The organism is Pseudonocardia abyssalis, assembly GCF_019263705.2.
Taxonomy (GTDB): domain Bacteria; phylum Actinomycetota; class Actinomycetes; order Mycobacteriales; family Pseudonocardiaceae; genus Pseudonocardia; species Pseudonocardia abyssalis.
Genome location: NZ_JADQDK010000001.1, coordinates 4,397,639 through 4,414,839, shown reverse-complemented (window position 1 = coordinate 4,414,839; position 17,201 = coordinate 4,397,639). Strand labels below are relative to the sequence as shown.

Genomic DNA, 17,201 nt, shown 5'->3' with positions numbered 1-17,201 from the left:
CTACCGGAACACCACCGTCTTGTTGCCGTGCACCAGGATCCGGTCCTCCAGGTGCCAGCGCAGGCCGCGCGAGAGCACCAGCCGCTCGATGTCGCGACCGCGGCGGACCATGTCGTCGGCGGTGTCGCCGTGGTCGACGCGGATGACGTCCTGCTCGACGATCGGGCCGGCGTCGAGGTCGGCCGTGACGTAGTGGCAGGTGGCCCCGATCAGCTTGACGCCGCGGGTGTAGGCCTGGTGGTACGGGCGCGCCCCGGCGAACGACGGCAGGAAGCTGTGGTGGATGTTCAGCGCCCGGCCGGCCCAGCGCTCGCACAGGTGCGCGGGCAGCACCTGCATGAACCGGGCCAGCACGATCGCATCGGGGGAGTGCGCGTCGACGGTCTGGCGCACCTTCTCGAACGCCTCCACCTTGCCCGCCTCCCGCCGCGGGTCGCCCGCCGCCGGGAACGCCACGTGGTGGAACGGCACGCCATGCGCCGCCACGATGGAGGCGAGCGACTCGTGGTTGCCGACGACGGCCTCCAGCCGCACGGGCAGCTCCCCGCTCGACGCGCGGCCGAGCAGGTCGTGCAGGCAGTGCGTCTCCTTGCTGACCAGCACCACCGCCCGCTTGGGCTCCGCGGTGTCGGTGACCGTCCAGCGGGTGTCCGGCCCGATCTCCGCGGCGACCCGGGAGAAGCGTTCGCGCAGCTCGTCGGCGTCGAAGGGCAGGGAGTCGGCACGCACGACCTGGCGGGTGAAGAACCAGCCCGTGGCCGCGTCCGAGTGGTAGGCGGCCTCCACGATCCAGCCGCCCGCGTCGGCGAGGAAACCCGCGATCCGGGCGACGATGCCGGTGGTGTCGGGGCAGCTCAGGGTGATGACGAACCGACGGTCGACCATCAGCGGTGCTTGCCGGCGAGCCACTCCAGCGTGAACGCCGTCTCCGCGGCGAGCAGCTGCTGCACCTGGTCGACGATCACGGCCTCGATCTTGCCGCCGAGGAACGGGATCTTGACGGTGACGTCGGCCCGGACGAGCAGCTCGCTGCCCGTACCGGCGTCGTGCAGCGCGAGCGAGCCGACGGCGGAGGCGGGGGTGCCGGGGATCTGCACGTCGACGTCACCCGCCCAGCGGCCCGGCGCCTCGCGGCGCAGCGACTCCGTGCGCTGGATGACCAGGTTCCCGGAGACCAACGAGCTGACGATCGACGGCAGCGCGGCCTGGTCGACGCCGTGCCGGATCGTGTACCGCCCGCCGTCGGCGGTGGGCTCGTGCGCCAGCACCTTGGCGCCGGGCCCGCCCAGCTGGACCAGTCGGGCGCGCAGGTACTCCTCGTCGAGCATCACCGCGGCGACGTCGTCGGCGCTGTGCTGCGACGACGACCGGTAGTCGATCTGTCGTGACATGGACGGAGGCTACCGTTGCGTCCCGTGTCCACCACCGAGCTGGCGTCGTTCACCACCCTGCGCCTCGGCGGCCCGGCCCGGCGGCTGGTGGAGGCGACCACCACCGACGCCGTCGTCGAGGCGATCCGCGCGGCCGACGTCGCCGGCGAGCCGGTGCTGGTCCTGGGCGGCGGCTCCAACCTCGTCGTCGACGACGCGGGCTGGCCGGGCACCGTCGTGCACGTCGCGACCACCGGGATGCGCACCGACCGCCGCCCCGACGGCTCCGTGCTGCTCACCGTGGAGGCGGGGGAGGACTGGGACGCCGTCGTCGCGGCCGCCGTCGCCGACGGGCTGGGCGGGCTGGAGTGCCTGTCCGGGATCCCCGGGCGCACCGGCGCCACGCCCGTGCAGAACGTCGGTGCGTACGGCGTCGAGATCGCGGAGCTGCTCGTCGACGTCGACCTCTACGACCGGCGCACCGGCACCGTCCGCGAGCACGTGCCCGCCGCCGACCTGGGGCTCGCCTACCGCACGAGCACGCTGAAGGGCCGCGACGACGCCGTGGTGCTGCGGGTGCGGTTCGCGCTGCCCGGCGACGGCGCGAGCGCCCCGATCCGCTACGCCGAGCTGGCCACGACGCTCGGCGTCGAGCAGGGGGAACGGGTGCCCGCCGCCGCGGCCCGCGAGGCCGTGCTCGCGCTGCGCCGTGGCAAGGGGATGGTGCTCGACGCCGCCGACCACGACACGTGGAGCGCGGGGTCGTTCTTCACCAACCCGATCGTCGACGCCGCCGACGCCCCGGCCGGCGCCCCGAGCTGGCCCGCGGGGGACCGGGTCAAGCTGCCCGCGGCGTGGCTGATCCAGCACTCCGGGTTCGCGCGCGGACACGCCGGCCCGGGCGGGCGCGTCGCGCTGTCGGGCAAGCACGTGCTCGCGCTCACCCACCGCGGCGGCGGCAGCGCGGCGGACCTCCTGGAGCTCGCCCGGGAGGTGCGCGACGGCGTCCGTGCCACCTTCGGGGTCGACCTCGCGCCGGAACCCGTCCTCGTCGGTTGCCGGTTGTAACCTCGGGCACGCGGGGCAACTCGAACGGACCCCGCACGTCTACACACTGCGGGGATCTCTCTCCGGTCGGGGGAACGGAAGGGTGACAATGCGACGCGTCCTGCTCGTGGTGGCCGTGGTGCTGGTGGGGGTGCTGGGGCTGACCGTCGCCGCGGTGGCCGGTGCCGGCGGTCGCGGTTCCGCCGGATCCGGGGCCGTCGGCCCCGCCCTGCTGCCCGCGGCCGCGTCGATCGTCCACGAGCCCGCCCTCGGCGCCACCGACGTCAGCCCGATCGCCCCGGCCACCGTGTCGGTCGTCGACGGCACCCTCGACGCCGTCACGCTCACCGGTCCCGACGGATCGGCCGTCGAGGGCGCGCTCGGCGCCGACGGCACGTCCTGGAGCTCGGCGGGCGACCTCGCCTACGACACGACCTACACGTGGGCAGGCTCCGCCACGGGCCCCGACGGCGCCGCCGTCCCCGTCGACGGGTCGTTCACCACGCTCGCCCCGTCCGACGTCGTGCGCGGCGTGCTCAACATCGGCGACGACCGCACGGTCGGCATCGCCGCACCGATCGAGATCCAGTTCGACGCGCACGTCGAGGACCGGGCCGCCGTCGAGCGCGCGCTGTCGGTCGAGACGTCCGTGCCCGTCGAGGGGTCGTGGGGCTGGCTGCCCGACGAGAACGGCGGCTCGCGCGTGCACTGGCGCCCCGCCGAGTACTGGCCTGCGCACACCGACGTCACCGTCACCGCCGACCTGTTCGGCGTCGCCTACGGGGGCGGCGCGTACGGCCGGGCCGACGTCACCAGCACGTTCACCATCGGGCGTGCACAGGTCGTGAAGGCCGACGTCAACAGCCACCGGATGCTCGTGATCCGCGACGGCCGGCAGGTGGCCGACTACCCGGCCAGCTACGGCCTGTCCGGCGACGCCGACCGCACCACCCGTTCCGGCGTCCACGTCGTGTCCGAGCGGTTCACCGACAAGCGGATGGTCAGCGAGCGCTACGGCTACGACCTCGTCGAGAAGTGGGCCGTGCGGATCAGCAACAACGGCGAGTTCATCCACGCCAACCCGGCGTCGGCGTCGGCGCAGGGGTCGTCGAACGTCACGCACGGCTGCGTCAACCTGTCCACGGCCGACGCACAGGCCTACTACGACACCGCGATCTACGGCGACCCCGTCGAGGTCACCGGCACCGACGTCCCGCTCGCCTCGCGCGACGGCGACATCTGGGACTGGACGCTGTCCTACGACCAGTGGCAGCAGCTCTCGGCGCTCTGAGGTTTCGCGGTGGCGCCCGCGTGGGTACCGGCTGGAATGAGCTCCCCCGAGGACAGGGCTCACACCCGCGCCGAGCCGCTCCCCGAGGAGCGGGCGGCCGAGACCGGGGGCGAGGACCGCGAGGCCGGGGCCGCGGCGATCCTGGCCGAGAGCGAGGAGCGCATGGCGGCCGCGGTGGACGGTGAGGCGCCGGGGGACGCGGCCGACGAGCACCGCACGACGCCCGAGACGGCGGGCTGAGCCGGAGCGCGCTCCGACCGTCAGTACAGCCACTGTGCCGCCAGCTCATGGCGGCACAGTGGCTGTGCTGCCATCTCAGGCGTCGCGGTGCGCGCGCATCGCGCTCGCCTGCGCGCGCGGCTTCAGCACGATCTGGTCCAGGTTGACGTGGCTCGGGCGGGTGGCGGCGAACGCGATCACGTCGGCCACGTCGTCGGGCGTGAGCGGCGTGATGCCCTGGTACACCTTGTCGGCCTTCGCCTGGTCGCCGTCGAAGCGGACGAGGGAGAAGTCGGTCTCGACCATCCCCGGCGCGATCTCGGTCAACCGCACCGGCTGTCCGAGGAGCTCCCCGCGCAGCGTGCGGTGCAGCATCGCCTGCGCGTGCTTGGCCCCCGTGTACCCCGCACCGTTGTCGTAGGCCTCCAGCGCCGCGATCGAGGTGACGGTGACGATGTGCCCGTCGCCCGAGGCGAGCAGGGCGGGCAGCAGGGCCTTCGTGACGCGCAGGGTCCCGATGACGTTGGTCTCGAACATCCAGCGCCAGGCCTCCTCGTCGGCGTCCGCGACGGGCTCGAGCCCCTTCGCGCCGCCCGCGTTGTTGACCAGCAGGCGGCACTCCGGCACGGCGGCGGCGAACGCGGCGACGGACTCGGCGTCGGTGACGTCCAGGCGCACCGCGGTGCCGTCGATCTCCTTCGCGATCTCGGCGCAGCGGTCGACGCGGCGGGCGCCGAGGACGACGTGGAACCCGGCTGCGGCGAGTGCGCGGGCGGTGGCGGCGCCGATGCCCGAGCTGGCACCGGTGACGACGGCGACGGGAGGAGTGCTCATGGGAGGAAACTAGATCAGTCGTCGAGGCCCTGCTGCGCGCCCCGGGACCCGCGCCGGGCCGCCGCGCGCTGCCAGCGGAAGATCCCCCAGCCGATCCCGCCCAGCACCGCACCGGCCAGGCAGGTCGCGAACGGCACACCGGGAGCCTGCCCGGTGAGCAGCAGGGCCAGTGCGCCGACCGCCCACAGCGCCGACCCCAGCCCGACGACGGTGGCCATGTCGGACAGGCGTCGCGGCAGGGGCGGGGGATCGACCACGGACCCAGCGTAGTGACCGCCGCGGATCTACGGTGTCGCCGTGATCGAGCGCTACTTCCGTGTCTCCGAGCGCGGCTCCACCGTCCCCCGCGAGCTGCGCGGCGGACTCGTCACCTTCGTGACGATGAGCTACATCATCGTGCTGAACCCGTTGATCCTCGGCAGCTTCGCCGCCGACGGACCCGGCGCGAAGGCCGACGTCACCGGGGCGGTGCTGGGCGTCCCGCAGGTCGCGGCCGTCACCGCGCTGGTCGCGGGCGTGATGACGGTGCTGTTCGGGCTCGTCGCCAACTACCCGTTCGCCATCGCGACCGGTCTGGGCATCAACACGCTCGTCGCGGTGACGATCGCGCCGTTGGTGACCTGGCCCGAGGCGATGGGGCTCGTCGTCGTCAACGGGCTGGTGATCGTGCTGCTCGCCGTCTCGGGCTTCCGGACGGCGGTGTTCAACGCGGTGCCGCCGGAGTTGAAGGCTGCGATCGCCGTCGGCATCGGGCTGTTCATCGCGTTCATCGGGCTGGTCGACGCGGGGTTCGTCCGCCGGATCGCCGACTCCGCGAACACGACGGTGCCGGTCGGGCTGGGCATCGGCGGGTCGATCGCGTCGTGGCCGACGGCGGTGTTCGTGGTCGGGCTGCTGATCACCTCGCTGCTGGTGGCGCGCGGGGTGCGGGCCGGGATCCTGATCGGGGTCGCGGTCACCACGGTGATCGCGATCGTGGTGGAGTCGATCGTGCGGGTCGGGCCGTCGATGGGGACGAACCCGCAGGGCTGGGCCCTGTCGGTGCCCGCGCTGCCGGACAGCGTGCTCGGCGTGCCCGACCTCTCGCTCGTCGGTGCGGTGTCGTTCGGGGCGTTCGCGCGGCTCGACGTCGTCACCGTGGTCCTGCTGGTGTTCACGCTCGTGCTCGCCAACTTCTTCGACGCCATGGGCACGATGACCGGGCTGGGCAAGCAGGCCGGGCTGGTGGGGAAGGACGGGCAGCTGCCGAACGTCGGACGCGCCCTGGTCGTCGAGGGCACGGGTGCGGTGCTCGGCGGGGCGGCGTCGAGCTCGTCGAACACGGTGTTCGTGGAGTCGGCTTCGGGCATCGCGGAGGGCGCGCGGACGGGGCTGGCGAACGTCGTCACCGGCGTGCTGTTCCTGCTCGCGATGTTCTTCACCCCGCTCTACGCGATCGTGCCGATCGAGGCGGCCGCACCGGCGCTGGTGGTGGTCGGGGCGCTGATCATGCGGCAGATCACCGAGATCGACTTCTCCGAGTTCCGGATCGCCCTGCCCGCGTTCCTGACGATCGTCGTCATGCCGTTCACGTACTCGATCGCGAACGGGATCGGCGCGGGGTTCGTCAGCTACGTGCTGCTGGCCGCGGCGACCGGGCGCGCGCGGACGGTGCACCCGCTGATGTGGGTCGTGGCGGTGTCGTTCGTCGCGTTCTTCGCGGTGGGTCCGATCCGCGCGCTCCTCGGCGGATAGTTGTTGTACGCTAAGTAAAGTGACCGCCACCGTCGATGCTCCCGCCGCGCGGTCGACGTTCGCGTCGCTGAAGGTCCCGAACTACCGGCTCTACGCCTCCGGTCAGATCGTCTCGCTGGCCGGTACGTGGATGCAGCGGGTGGCCCAGGACTGGCTGGTCCTCGACCTCTCCGGGGGGAGCGCCACCGCGCTCGGGATCGCCGCGGGGCTGCAGTTCTCCCCGACGCTCGTGCTCTCGCTGTGGGGCGGGGTGCTCGCCGACCGCGTCGACAAGCGCCGCGCGCTCGTCGTGCTGCAGGCGGGGATGGGGCTGTGCGCGCTGGTGCTCGGCACCGCCGTCGTCACGGGGGTCGTCGCGCTGTGGCACGTCTACCTGTTCTGCCTGCTGCTCGGCTGCTTCTCCGCGCTCGACGTGCCGGTGCGCCAGGCCTTCGTACCCGAGCTCGTCGGCGACGCGCAGCTCGGCAACGCCGTCGCCCTGAACTCGCTGACGTTCAACCTCGCCCGGATCGTCGGGCCGTCGGTCGCGGGCGTGCTGATCGCGGTGACCGGCACCGGTTGGGTGTTCCTGATCAACGCGGTCAGCTTCGCCGCGGTGATCACCGGGCTCGCCCTGATGAACACGGCGCGCCTGCACCGCGTGATCCCGGTGCCACGGGCTCCCGGCCAGCTCCGCGAGGGGCTGCGCTACGTGCGCGGCCGGCCCGACCTCGTCGCGGTGCTGGCGCTGGTGTTCCTCGTCGCGACGTTCGGGATCAACTTCTACCTGACCCTCGCCCTGCTGGCGCGCAACGTGTTCGGCCTCGGTGCCGACGCCTACGGGCTGCTCACGACGCTGCTCGCCGTGGGGTCGGTGGCCGGGGCGCTGCTCTCGGCGCGGCGGGTGCGGCGGCCCCGGCTGCGACTCGTCGTCGGCTCGGCGCTGGTGTTCGGCGTGCTCGTCGCACTCGCCGGGCTGATGCCCACCTACCTGCTGACGGGCGTCGTGATGGTGCCGCTCGGGTTCGCGGCCCTGACGTTCACGACCGCGGCGAACTCGGCGGTGCAGCTCTCGGTGGAGCCGGCGATGCGCGGGCGCGTCATGGGGCTCTACATCCTGCTGTTCCTCGGCGGGACACCCGTCGGGGCTCCGCTGCTGGGGATGCTCGCAGAGAGCTGGGGCGGTCGGTCGCCGCTCGTGCTGGGTGGTGTCGTCACCGTGGTGTCGGTGCTGGTCGTGACGCTGATCCTGGTACATCGGGCGGGTGGCCCGAGGGCGCTCTTGCGCCGCGAAGCAAGTGTAGGCTAACCTTATTCACGTCGCTTCGTGGTGGGAGCGGCGCGTCAGTTCGGGAACGGTTTCGGGGCCCTGGCCGGTCGGCCAGGGCCCCGATCCGTGTCAGCCTGGCGTGTCCAGGGAGTACTGGCGGACCCAGTCGACCTGCATGCTCGACTCCCGGACCTCCCCGGACCCCTGCGGGAACCAGTCGAGCTGGACGCACAGGTGCATCGGCCCCGGCGGGAACGTCGCGGTGTCGGTGGTGTGGAACCAGCGCTCGCCGTCGACGAAGGCCGAGATCGACTCGGCTGTCCACTCCACGGCCCAGGTGTGCCACTGCGTCGCATCGACCTCCACCTGCCCGGTGACCTGCCGGTCGTCGGCCCCGTGGTGGAGGAAGAAGTCGGTGGTGCGGCGGGTCGGGTCCTGCATCTCCACGAAGTCGATCTCCCCGCCGGCGGGGGAGTCGGCGTCGGGCCAGAGCAGGAGCAGCGCGTCGTAGGACGGGTCTGACGCCGGGGCCCGCACCCGCCCCTCCCATCGCCCGTAGCGCTGCCCCTGCGCCCAGCACATGCCTGCGGTGGTGCCCGCGGCGTCACCGGTGATGGTGAGGACGCCGTCCTGGACCGTGGCCGCCGAGGGGGACCGCATCCCCCGGCCCGCGTGGCCGGGGCCGTCGTAGAGCTCCCACTGGGACAGGCCGGAGGTGAAGTCGTCCTCCCGGTCCGGTGTGCCCCGGCCGAGTTCGGTGGCGGCGGAGGTGCCGGTGGCCGTGTCCGGGGCCGGTGCGCGGGGCGTGGTCGGGACGGGGTCGTCGGCCGGGTCCGTGTCGGTGGAGCCGGGGTCCGTCGCCTCGGCGTCGGAGGTGGACCGGTCGGCGGTGTCTCCGTCGGTGCCCCGATCGGCGCTGTCGGGATCGGCGCTGTCGGGATCGGCGCTGTCGGGATCGGCGCTGTCGGGATCGGCGGTGTCGGGATCGGCGGGCGGGTCGGCCGTGCTCGTGTCATCGGAGTCGGGATCGGCGGAGCGGGGGGTCGGGCGCGGAGTCGTCGCCGGAAGGGCGGTGTCGGTCCCTGCGCCGGGGCCCTCCTCGTCGACCGCGACGGCGTCGCCCCCGTCGTCGTTCCCGGGGTCGCTCCCGGGGTCCGAGCCGTCGGCCGGGCCCCGGGTGTCGAGGTCGGTCCCGCCGCCCTCCTGCACCGGCGACGGGGTGACGGTGACGATCGCGGGGTCGTTGCGCGGGCTCGGTTCCTCGTCGCCACCTCCGGGGGCGATCAGGATGAGCACCACCGCGATGCCGGCGGAGAGGTACCGCCGGATCAGGTCCTCGATCTCGTCCAGGTCCACGGGTGCTCCTGTCAGTCCTCCCCGGCCGGGAGGTCGGGGTTCTCGGGGGTCTCGGCGGCCACCAGCCAGCCGCCGTCGGGCTGCCGGGCGACGACGACGCTGCTGGTGGACACGGCGCTGTCGCCGCCGGGCGCGGTGCGGGTCTCGACCGCGGCGAGGTAGCCGCGGCGGCGGTCGGCTCGGTCGGCGGCGACGAGGTCGAGGCGGCGGACCGACGCCGTGCGCTCGGTACCGGGCGGGGGCGGATCGACCACGAGCACCCCGACGGTGGCGGCGGCCGTGCCCGGCACCGCGTACGGCGCCGCCCTCAGATGGGTGCGACCACCGTCGTCGGGACGGGCCCCGTACGCGGCCTGCAGGTACGCCCGCACGACCGCCTCCGGGTCGGTGAGCGTCACGCCCGGGTCGGGCGGTGGCGCCTCGGGGCCGCGGATCACGGGGGCCGCGTCGAGCGCGGCGCGGTCCTCGCGGTCGACGACCGGGCCGGGTGTCGGATCACCACCGCTGGGCGCCACCGAGCCGCCACCGGTGAGCAGCAGGGCCCCGAGCGTCACCAGCACGGCGGCCACCGCGGCGAGCAGCGGGAGACGGAACCTCGACATGGTGCTCACTCCCGGAAGCTGACGTGGACGTGGTCGTAGTGGCCGCCGGTCGCGTCGCGGGCGTCGTAGACCCCGCCGCCGGTGTAGCGCCGGCCCCATCCGTCCTGGTCGGCGACGCCCGGGTCCCAGTAGCGGCCCTGCCAGATCAGGTACTCCACGGCCAGCGGGTCCGCGTGCGTCCGGAACCAGTCGGCGACGCGCCAGCCCGCGTCGAGCTCCGTGCCCTCGGCGAAAGCGCCCGGTGTGCCGGGGAACAGGTCGCACGCCTTGCCTCGAGGGTGATCGCTGCGCGGGTTCCAGGCATGCTCGTCCCAGCAGCCCGCGCTCCGGATCACCGGGCCGTCGGACCATCCGCCGAACGCCGCCGACGCCGCCTCCAGGCCGTGCAGCGCGGCGCCGGTGAGGCAGCCGTCGCCCGTGGGGTCGGTCATCTCGCAGCCCGTCCCGCCGCCGGTCCACGGAGCGGGGGCGGCGAGACCGACGGCCGGAGCCTCCGGGTCGGGCCCGGCCGCTCCGCCGGAGAACCGGTCGACCTCGGCATGGACGGCGTCGAGGTAGCGGCGGACGACGTCGGCGCAGCGCTCGCCGCAGCCGGCCTCGCCCGCCACCGGGACGCCCGTGGCACTGCCCGCGACCCGCCCGCACCCGGCCAGGTGGCACACCAGCATCGCGTCGAGGGGGTCGGCGGACTTGCCGGTGTCCTCCAGGTGTCGCGCCACCGCGCGCAGGTTCGTGCAGATCCACGGCACGGCCACGCGCAGGTGGCCTTCGACGTCGGTGACGTCGTCGTCGGGTGTCGGTGGGTCGGCGGACCAGGCCGTGCCGCCCGCGGCGAGCCAGTTGTCCCGGTCGAACTGGTAGAGCCCGGCGGGCCCACCCGCGGCGTCGTCGACGAGGGAGGCGTCCCAGCCCGACTCCACCTGCACCTGCGCCACCACCCACACCGGGGGCAGCTCGGGACAGCCGGTGGCCGTGAGGTCGCCGATCAGCGGCAGCCACTCGCGGGCCGCCTCCGGTACGGCGGCGGCGTCGACGCCCGGCACCGGGTCGGCCTGCTCCTGCGCCGGTGCGGCACCCAGCAGCAGGAACCCGACCAGCAGGGCGAGGGCGGCCGAGAGGAGGCGGACCACGGGCGGGGACGGGGGCATCGGTCAGCCGGTCCGCATCGACTCGAGCGCGTCGTCGTCGAGATCCCGGGAGGGTCCCTCCGCCCGCAGCCGCAGCGGTCGCCCCGACACCGGCACCGGCGGGGTGCCGGTCCATCGGTGCACCGGGACCGGGGGTGCTGTGGGTGCCCGGAGCAGCACCGGCTCCCGCTGCACCGCCTGCAGCCCCCGCCACAGCGGTCGCTCGACGGCCCGCGCCGGGACGGGGACGGCCGGAGCAGCGGGCAGGCGGGTGGCTCGCCCGGCAACCGGAGGCGGGGCGGCCGGAGGTGCGACGGGGAGCGCGACCGGCGTCGGCCGCGGCCCGTCCATCACGACGGGCCGGGAGGGGTGGCCGAGCGCCCCGGACGCGACGACGGCCGACGCGATCTCCAGGAGCGCGTCGATGTAGGGCACCAGCCGGGCCGGGCGGTGGGGCGGGGCGACGGCCAGCAGCCCGGCGACCTCCGGGGCGTCGAGCCCGTGCCAGGCCGCGATGTCGGGAACCGCGACGACCGCGCCGAACCGGTCGAGCCGGGGCGGCCGGTCGGCGACCACCGCCAGCACCGGGGCCCCGACGGCGGCGGCGAGTGCGAACGAGTCGACCCGGCAGACCAGTACATCGACCGGGTCCCCACCGATCACCCCGCCGTCGACGCCGTGCAGCGCCGCGGCGAGCGTGCTCGTGCCCACCCCCGGCGCGACTCCCACGACCACCGGCGGCCTCACCACGCGCTCCCGGGGGCGGCGAGCGGGTCGTCGTCGGCGAGGGAGTGGTCGTCGGAGGTGCGGGGGGCGGGCGCGGCGGGTTCCTCGCCCAGCGTCTCCTCCCAGGCGTCGACGACCAGCCGCTCCCCCTCGACGGCCACCGGCACGTTGATCCGGATCCAGTACGACGCGAGGCTGCGCCAGCCGCGCCCGGTCGGGGCGGGCGCGACGGCCGGGATGCCGGCGACCCCGGGGTCGGGGGTCGGGTCCGGACCGTGCTCGCCGACGGCGCGGTACGGCGTGACCCGAACCCGCACGTCGACGAGCACCCGGCCCTCGCCGTCGGCCCGCACGAACCCGGGCAGCGCGAACTCCGCGCGCTGGCGCCCCGACCCGGACCAGCCGAGCCGGGCCGGGTCGCGCCCGGGGGAGGGCAGGTAGTCGCGCAGCACGAGGCCGCGACGGCCCGGGTCGTCCTCGTCCCAGGACAGGTAGTCGACGGCGAACGCCCCGGCGAGCGCCGCCGCCTCGGCCGGGTCGGGCCGGGCCGCGGCGACCGCGGGGATCGGCGGGAAGCCGAACGGGTCGGTCGGCGGGTCGTCGCGGGGGCTGCGGCCGGACGCTTCGGCCCGGGGCCGGACCGTGGACGGAGGCCCCACGGACGGCCACGCGGACGGCGGCGGCGGTGCGGTCACCGGCGGCCCGCCGGCGGACGGCCACGCACCGGGCGGCGGACCGTACGGCGCCGCGGGGTGGGGCGGTGCCGGGTACGGCGGCGGCTCGGGGGAGCGCCCGAAGATCCGGAAGCGGGACACGGCCCTCACCGCGGCGGGCCGGGACGGCGGGTGGGGCGCGTGGGCATGGTTCCCCCGGGGAACGGGCGTGCGGCACCCGCGTCGCCCGACGGGGGCGGCCACGGGGTCGGACGGGACTCCGGCGGCCGTGCGGGGCCGCGCTCAGGACGGACGGGACACTAGGAACCCGCCGTCGCGCCCGTGGGCGTTCCGGGAAAGTGTGTGCGGGAGCGAACGGGTCAGGCGGGGACCGGCCAGTCGTGCACCGGTTCGTTGGCCGCCGAGGACTCCAGGTAGCGCGCGAGCATCCCGCGCAGCGCGGCCGGGCGGTCGGCGCCGCGGGCCTCCAGGGCGGCGACCGTGTCGAGCTGCCAGGACGCCCCGGTCCGCCGCTCCACGCAGCGCCGCTCGATCACGCCCAGGTACCGCTCTGCCACCTCGGTCGTGACGCCCCACCGGGCCAGCCCGGACGCCGCCTGCGGCAGCAGCTTGCGCAGCACCAGCTCGTCGGGCCGGATCCAGCCGTTGCCCGGCCAGTACAGGGGCCCGTCGAGCCCGTGCCGCGCCGCCGTCGTGAAGTTCTCCTCGGCCGCCTCGAACGACATCGAGCTCCACAGCGGCCGCTCGGCCTCCACGAGCTCGCGCAGCAGACCGTAGAAGAACAGCGCGTTGGCCACCATGTCGACGACCGTGGGGCCGGCCGGCAGCACCCGGTTCTCCACCCGCAGGTGCGGCACGCCGTCGGCGATGTCGTAGACGGGGCGGTTCCAGCGCCAGATCGTGCCGTTGTGCAGCCGCAGTTCGTCGAGCCCCGGGGCGATCCCCGCCTCCAGCTCCGCGAACGGGTCGTTGTCCTCCGCCACGGGCATCAGCGCGGGGAAGTAGCGCGTGTTCTCGGCGAACAGGTCGAGCACGGAGGTGATCCACCGCTCCCCGAACCAGACCCGCGGCCGCACGCCCTGGTTGCGCAGCTCGGGCGTGCGCACGTCGCAGGACTGCTCGAACAGCGGGATCCGCGTCTCCGCCCACAGCCGTGAGCCGAGCAGGAACGGCGAGTTGGCGCCGACGGCGAGCTGGACGCCCGCGAGGCACTGCGCCGCGTTCCAGTACGCCGCGAACGAGTCGGGCGGGACCTGCAGGTGCAGCTGCATCGAGGTGCAGGCGGCCTCGGGGGCGATCGAGTCGAAGTCGGCGACGAGGTGCTCGGGCGCGACGTCGTGGCGCCCGGACGGGTCGTCGCCGGCGATGTCGAGGCGGATCGGCTCGCCGCGCGCGGACAGCATCTGCTCGTTGAGCATCGTGTAGCGGCTGTCGGGCGAGAGCAGGTCGGCGACGAGGTGCCGGTTCTCCAGCGTGGGCAGGATGCCGATGACGGCGAGCTGCGCCCCGTGCTCGAGCGCGCTGGAGCGGGCGGTGGCGAGCTCGTCGAGCAGCTGGTGCTCCAGGCGCCGCCAGTGGTCGCCGGGCAGGGGCCGCGGGGGCAGGTTGAGCTCGAGGTTCCACTGTCCGAGCTCCGACTGGAACTCGCTCGCACCCATCGTCTCGAGTACGGCGGCACCCGAGGCGGACGGGGCGAGATCGTGATCGACGAGGTTGAGCTCGACCTCGAGGCCGGTCATCGGCTCGTCACGGGCGAAGGTGTGTTCCTTCAGCAGCACGGCCAGTGCGTCGAGGCAGCGCTGCACCTTGGCGCGGTAGTTCTGGCGGTCTCGCCGACTGAACGTGGTCCGGTCGACGTCCTGGCCCATACGTGACACTGCCTCCTCGCCCCCCGGGCCGAGCCCGGTCCGGCGGTGGCCGAACGGGCGAGTGGTCCACCGTGACACACGGCTACGAATGCCGCTACGGCCGACCGGATGAGGCGTGATCGACGTTGACAGACGACCTGGGACCATCCGCCCGTGGCCACCCTCACCCCCGTCGTCGACCCGGCCGACCCCCGGCTGGACGACTACCGCGACCTGACGACCGCCGACCGCCGCCCGGACCGGCCCGGCGGGCGCGGTCTCGTCATCGCCGAGGGGGTGGTCGTGGTGCGCCGGTTGCTGGCCTCGCCGTACCCCGTCCGGTCGCTGCTCGGGGTCCCGCGGCGCCTCGAGGAGCTCGCCGACGACCTCGCGGCGCACGACGTCCCCGCCTACGCGGCCGATGCCGACACCATGGCGACGGCGGTCGGCTTCCACCTCAACCGCGGTGTCCTCGCCGTCGCCGACCGCGCCGCCCCGGTCGACGTGTCGGCGCTGGCCCGCACCGCCCGCTCGCTCGCCGTGCTGGAGGGCGTGAACGACCACGAGAACCTCGGCTCACTGTTCCGCAACGCCGCCGCGCTGGGCGTCGACGGGGTGCTGCTCGGCCCGCGCTGTGCCGACCCCCTCTACCGGCGTAGCGTCCGCGTCTCGATGGGCCACGTGCTGCGCGTGCCGTTCGCCGAGCTGACGGGCCCGTGGCCGGACTCGTTGGGGCTGCTGCGCGAGGCGGGCCTGCGGGTGGCGGCGCTGACCCCCGCGCCGGACGCCGTCGCGCTCGCCGCGGCCGGGCTCGCAGGCAGGCGGGTGGCGGTGCTGCTCGGCGCCGAGGGTCCGGGGCTCACCGACGACGCACTGGCCGCGGCCGACCTGCGCGTGCGGATCCCGATGGCATCGGGCGTCGATTCACTCAATGTGGCAACGGCCGGCGCGGTCGCGTTCCACGCGATCGGCGCGGTCGTATCCTGATCGGGTGTTGCGGGCCGCGGGGGGCCGGGTGGAACTCGGGGACCGCCGGCCGGAGGACCCGCCCCTACCCGACGAGCTGAACGCCGCCCTGCGCGAGTGGGCGGCGTTCGCCGTGGCCGCGGGGCGTTCCGGGATGCCCGACGAGCGCGAGCTCGTGCGCCGCAGGGGCCGCCAGCTCGCCTCCCGCGTCGCCGGGGTGCGTGGGCGCCCCGTGGAGTACGTCGACCCGATGAGCGGCGTCGTGGAGTCCGTTCGGGCCCTCCCGTCGCCCGTGCCGCGCGCGGACGGTCGCCGGCGCTCGCTCGCCGTCGAACCCCCGGGTCCGACGCCCTGGGGCACCGGCCTGCCGATCGCGGCGTTCTTCGCGGTGCTCGTCACGATCGGGGACGTGCAGCTCAGCAGTGCGTTCGCCGAGGCGTTCGGGTTGCTGTGGGTGCCGGCGAACCTGCTCGTCGGGCTGGGGTTGGCGCCGTCGCTCTACCTGCTGAGCACCGTGCCGTTCTGGCGCTGGCCCGCGATCGGCGCCGCCGTCGGGCTGGTGGCGGCGTGGGTCGTCCTGCTGGTGTCCCTGCTGGGTTGACGGCCGTCAGCGCTGGCCGCGGACCCCGAGGAGCACCTCGTCCCAGGAGGGCATGACGGGCTTGCCCTTCTTCGTGCGGCGTGCGGCCGTCGGGGCGGGCTCGGGAGCGGGGGTCTCGGCTGGCGGCTCCGCCTGGCGCTGGGCGGGTGGGGCGTGCTCGGCCGCAGGCGCGGCGGGCTCGGCGTCCTTGTCCGGCGCGGCGGCGGGCCCGGTGGCGACCGGGGCCGCCTCGGTGGCAGCGGGGGTGGCAGCGGGGGTGGCAGCGGGGGTGGCCGGCTCGTCGGCGACCGGGACCGCGTTGGTGGGCTCCGGGGCGGTGGGCTCCGGGGTGGTGGGCTCCGGGGCGCGGCGCGCGGCGGGGGCCGGCTCCGCGGGTGCGGCCTGCGTCGGGACGTGGCGGTCGGTGCCGTCGCTCTCGACGGCCGGGCGGCCGGTGGCCGGTCGGTCGGTGGCCGGGCGCTCGATGACCGGGCGATCGGTGGCCGGGCCCCGGTCCAGGGACTCGCGCTCGACGGTGGCGGCGCGGTCGGTGACCGTCCGGTCGACGACCGGACGGTCACCGGTGGGACGGTCACCGGTGGGACGGTCGGGGACGGTGCGGTCGCCGGTCGTGCGGTCGGGGGCGGGCCGGTCGGTGGGGGTCCGGTCCAGCGGCGCCCGACGCTCCGCACCCCGGTACTCGGGCGCGCGATACTCCGGTGAGCGCTCGCGGACGACGTCGGAACCGGTGGCACGCAGCTCGGCGGCCGGCTGCGGGGTCGGGGGCAGCTCCTCGGGACGGGCGATGTCGATGACCGGGCCGACGGGGCGCAGCGGCCGGGCGGGCAGGCCCTCGACCAGGTCGGAGGCGTGCTCGTCGACGGCGGTGACGGTGCCGCCGTGGGCACCGGGCTGGAACGTCCAGTGCGCGCGGTTGTCCGAGCGCCCGGCCCGCCAGGACAGGGCGACGATCCACTTGCCGTCCTCGCCCTTCCAGGAGTCCCACTCGGCCTCGGTGTACTCCTGGCCGCGCAGGCCGAACGTGTGGGCGACGACGTCGCCGAGGGTGCGGACGTCGGGGCCGTCGGTGCGCACGGGGTGCGCGCGCTGGGCCACCTCGGCGGTGCGGGACCGCTCCAGCAGGACCGGGTAGGCGAACCGCTCGATCTTCTGGATGGGCACGCCGGCCGCCGACGCGACCTGCTCCACGGACGCTCCGGCGCGGATACGGGCCTGGATCTCTCGTGGGCGCAACTGGCTCTCCAACTCGATCGCGATCTGCCCGAGCCTGGTCAGGTCCCCCCGGGCGGCGGCGCGCAACTGCTCGTCGGCAGGCACGGTGAAACGCTCGCGACGGCCGGAGTCCTCGAGGACGACATCGCCGCCCTCGGTGATCCCGACGACCCGCAGCGCGCGCATCCGCGGCCTCCTACCGTTCTGTGGCTCTCCCCGTCCGGGTGACGGTAGATGCCGAATCGCAACCAGCGACGGAGGCGCGCCGACGCGGTTCCACCCCGCCTGACGTCGTACGGAGCGGGCTGCGCACCCCTGCACACGCAGCGTCCCACGTACGCAACGC

Annotated in this window: 18 protein-coding genes; 7 read left to right on the top strand and 11 right to left on the bottom strand. The window is 74.9% G+C overall.

What is annotated here, in order from left to right; translation table 11 throughout:
- Both purU and I4I81_RS21435 read right to left on the bottom strand, forming a co-directional pair.
- Positions 1-885: a formyltetrahydrofolate deformylase gene (gene purU, locus I4I81_RS21440; RefSeq protein ID WP_218602166.1), complete on the bottom strand. Its 885-nt coding sequence runs from the start codon at positions 883-885 to the stop codon at positions 1-3.
- Positions 885-1,391, bottom strand: coding sequence for a DUF2505 domain-containing protein (locus I4I81_RS21435; RefSeq protein ID WP_218602165.1), 507 nt, complete (start codon positions 1,389-1,391; stop codon positions 885-887). Before I4I81_RS21435 ends, purU begins: the two co-directional genes overlap by 1 nt.
- 24 nt (positions 1,392-1,415) lie before the next feature.
- On the opposite strand from I4I81_RS21435, the gene I4I81_RS21430 reads away from it, so the two are divergent.
- From I4I81_RS21430 to I4I81_RS21420, 3 genes are all read left to right on the top strand, one after another.
- A complete protein-coding gene (locus tag I4I81_RS21430) occupies positions 1,416-2,438 on the top strand; it encodes a UDP-N-acetylmuramate dehydrogenase (protein ID WP_226363497.1) in 1,023 nt (340 codons plus the stop codon).
- 88 nt (positions 2,439-2,526) lie between these two features.
- Complete coding sequence (locus tag I4I81_RS21425) at positions 2,527-3,708, top strand: L,D-transpeptidase (RefSeq protein WP_218602178.1); 1,182 nt, start codon at positions 2,527-2,529, stop codon at positions 3,706-3,708.
- Between the two features lie 36 nt (positions 3,709-3,744).
- A complete protein-coding gene (locus I4I81_RS21420; protein WP_218602163.1) occupies positions 3,745-3,948 on the top strand; it encodes a hypothetical protein in 204 nt (67 codons plus the stop codon).
- A gap of 75 nt (positions 3,949-4,023) precedes the next feature.
- Here the strand turns inward: I4I81_RS21420 and I4I81_RS21415 are convergent, their stop codons facing one another.
- Both I4I81_RS21415 and I4I81_RS21410 read right to left on the bottom strand, forming a co-directional pair.
- Positions 4,024-4,761 (bottom strand): SDR family NAD(P)-dependent oxidoreductase, encoded by a 738-nt coding sequence (locus tag I4I81_RS21415; protein ID WP_218602162.1) that lies wholly within the window; start codon positions 4,759-4,761, stop codon positions 4,024-4,026.
- Positions 4,762-4,775: 14 nt separating this feature from the next.
- A complete protein-coding gene (locus I4I81_RS21410; RefSeq protein WP_218602161.1) occupies positions 4,776-5,018 on the bottom strand; it encodes a DUF2530 domain-containing protein in 243 nt (80 codons plus the stop codon).
- Positions 5,019-5,058: 40 nt separating this feature from the next.
- Between I4I81_RS21410 and I4I81_RS21405 the strand changes: the two genes are divergently transcribed.
- Both I4I81_RS21405 and I4I81_RS21400 read left to right on the top strand, forming a co-directional pair.
- The gene (locus I4I81_RS21405; RefSeq protein WP_218602160.1) at positions 5,059-6,495 is read left to right on the top strand and encodes an NCS2 family permease; all 1,437 of its coding nucleotides are present in this window, start codon (positions 5,059-5,061) and stop codon (positions 6,493-6,495) included.
- A gap of 19 nt (positions 6,496-6,514) precedes the next feature.
- Positions 6,515-7,783 carry an MFS transporter gene (locus I4I81_RS21400; RefSeq protein ID WP_218602159.1) on the top strand — a complete coding sequence of 423 codons (1,269 nt, stop codon included), beginning with the start codon at positions 6,515-6,517 and terminating at the stop codon, positions 7,781-7,783.
- A 90-nt stretch (positions 7,784-7,873) separates the two neighbouring features.
- On the opposite strand, the gene I4I81_RS21395 is transcribed toward I4I81_RS21400, so the two are convergent.
- The 6 genes from I4I81_RS21395 to I4I81_RS21370 form a co-directional block, all read right to left on the bottom strand.
- Entirely contained in the window at positions 7,874-9,100 is a 1,227-nt protein-coding gene (locus I4I81_RS21395; RefSeq protein ID WP_218616282.1) for a glycoside hydrolase family 16 protein, read from the bottom strand.
- A gap of 11 nt (positions 9,101-9,111) precedes the next feature.
- A complete protein-coding gene (locus I4I81_RS21390) occupies positions 9,112-9,702 on the bottom strand; it encodes a hypothetical protein (protein ID WP_218602157.1) in 591 nt (196 codons plus the stop codon).
- Positions 9,703-9,707: 5 nt separating this feature from the next.
- Entirely contained in the window at positions 9,708-10,832 is a 1,125-nt protein-coding gene (locus tag I4I81_RS21385) for a VldE C-terminal domain-containing protein (protein WP_218602156.1), read from the bottom strand.
- A 21-nt stretch (positions 10,833-10,853) separates the two neighbouring features.
- Entirely contained in the window at positions 10,854-11,576 is a 723-nt protein-coding gene (locus I4I81_RS21380; RefSeq protein WP_218616281.1) for a hypothetical protein, read from the bottom strand.
- Positions 11,573-12,214 carry a hypothetical protein gene (locus I4I81_RS21375; RefSeq protein WP_218616280.1) on the bottom strand — a complete coding sequence of 214 codons (642 nt, stop codon included), beginning with the start codon at positions 12,212-12,214 and terminating at the stop codon, positions 11,573-11,575. Before I4I81_RS21375 ends, I4I81_RS21380 begins: the two co-directional genes overlap by 4 nt.
- A gap of 374 nt (positions 12,215-12,588) precedes the next feature.
- Complete coding sequence (locus I4I81_RS21370) at positions 12,589-14,097, bottom strand: glutamate-cysteine ligase family protein (RefSeq protein ID WP_218606097.1); 1,509 nt, start codon at positions 14,095-14,097, stop codon at positions 12,589-12,591.
- Positions 14,098-14,250: 153 nt separating this feature from the next.
- On the opposite strand from I4I81_RS21370, the gene I4I81_RS21365 reads away from it, so the two are divergent.
- Positions 14,251-15,063 (top strand): TrmH family RNA methyltransferase, encoded by an 813-nt coding sequence (locus tag I4I81_RS21365; RefSeq protein ID WP_218606096.1) that lies wholly within the window; start codon positions 14,251-14,253, stop codon positions 15,061-15,063.
- A 4-nt stretch (positions 15,064-15,067) separates the two neighbouring features.
- Positions 15,068-15,643 carry a DUF2537 domain-containing protein gene (locus tag I4I81_RS21360; RefSeq protein ID WP_218606095.1) on the top strand — a complete coding sequence of 192 codons (576 nt, stop codon included), beginning with the start codon at positions 15,068-15,070 and terminating at the stop codon, positions 15,641-15,643.
- A gap of 6 nt (positions 15,644-15,649) precedes the next feature.
- Here the strand turns inward: I4I81_RS21360 and sepH are convergent, their stop codons facing one another.
- Positions 15,650-17,041, bottom strand: a complete 1,392-nt coding sequence (gene sepH / locus I4I81_RS31235) for a septation protein SepH (protein WP_267461529.1) — start codon at positions 17,039-17,041, stop codon at positions 15,650-15,652.
- Positions 17,042-17,201 lie beyond the last annotated feature (160 nt).

Bases quoted from the DNA above. Each gene is read 5' to 3' on its own strand.
- I4I81_RS21390 (WP_218602157.1), bottom strand. From the start codon at position 9,702: ATGTCGAGGTTCCGTCTCCCGCTGCTCGCCGCGGTGGCCGCCGTGCTG.
- I4I81_RS21415 (WP_218602162.1), bottom strand. From the start codon at position 4,761: ATGAGCACTCCTCCCGTCGCCGTCGTCACCGGTGCCAGCTCGGGCATC.
- sepH (WP_267461529.1), bottom strand. From the start codon at position 17,041: ATGCGCGCGCTGCGGGTCGTCGGGATCACCGAGGGCGGCGATGTCGTC.
- I4I81_RS21435 (WP_218602165.1), bottom strand. From the start codon at position 1,391: ATGTCACGACAGATCGACTACCGGTCGTCGTCGCAGCACAGCGCCGAC.
- I4I81_RS21370 (WP_218606097.1), bottom strand. From the start codon at position 14,097: ATGGGCCAGGACGTCGACCGGACCACGTTCAGTCGGCGAGACCGCCAG.
- purU (WP_218602166.1), bottom strand. From the start codon at position 885: ATGGTCGACCGTCGGTTCGTCATCACCCTGAGCTGCCCCGACACCACC.
- I4I81_RS21425 (WP_218602178.1), top strand. From the start codon at position 2,527: ATGCGACGCGTCCTGCTCGTGGTGGCCGTGGTGCTGGTGGGGGTGCTG.
- I4I81_RS21420 (WP_218602163.1), top strand. From the start codon at position 3,745: ATGAGCTCCCCCGAGGACAGGGCTCACACCCGCGCCGAGCCGCTCCCC.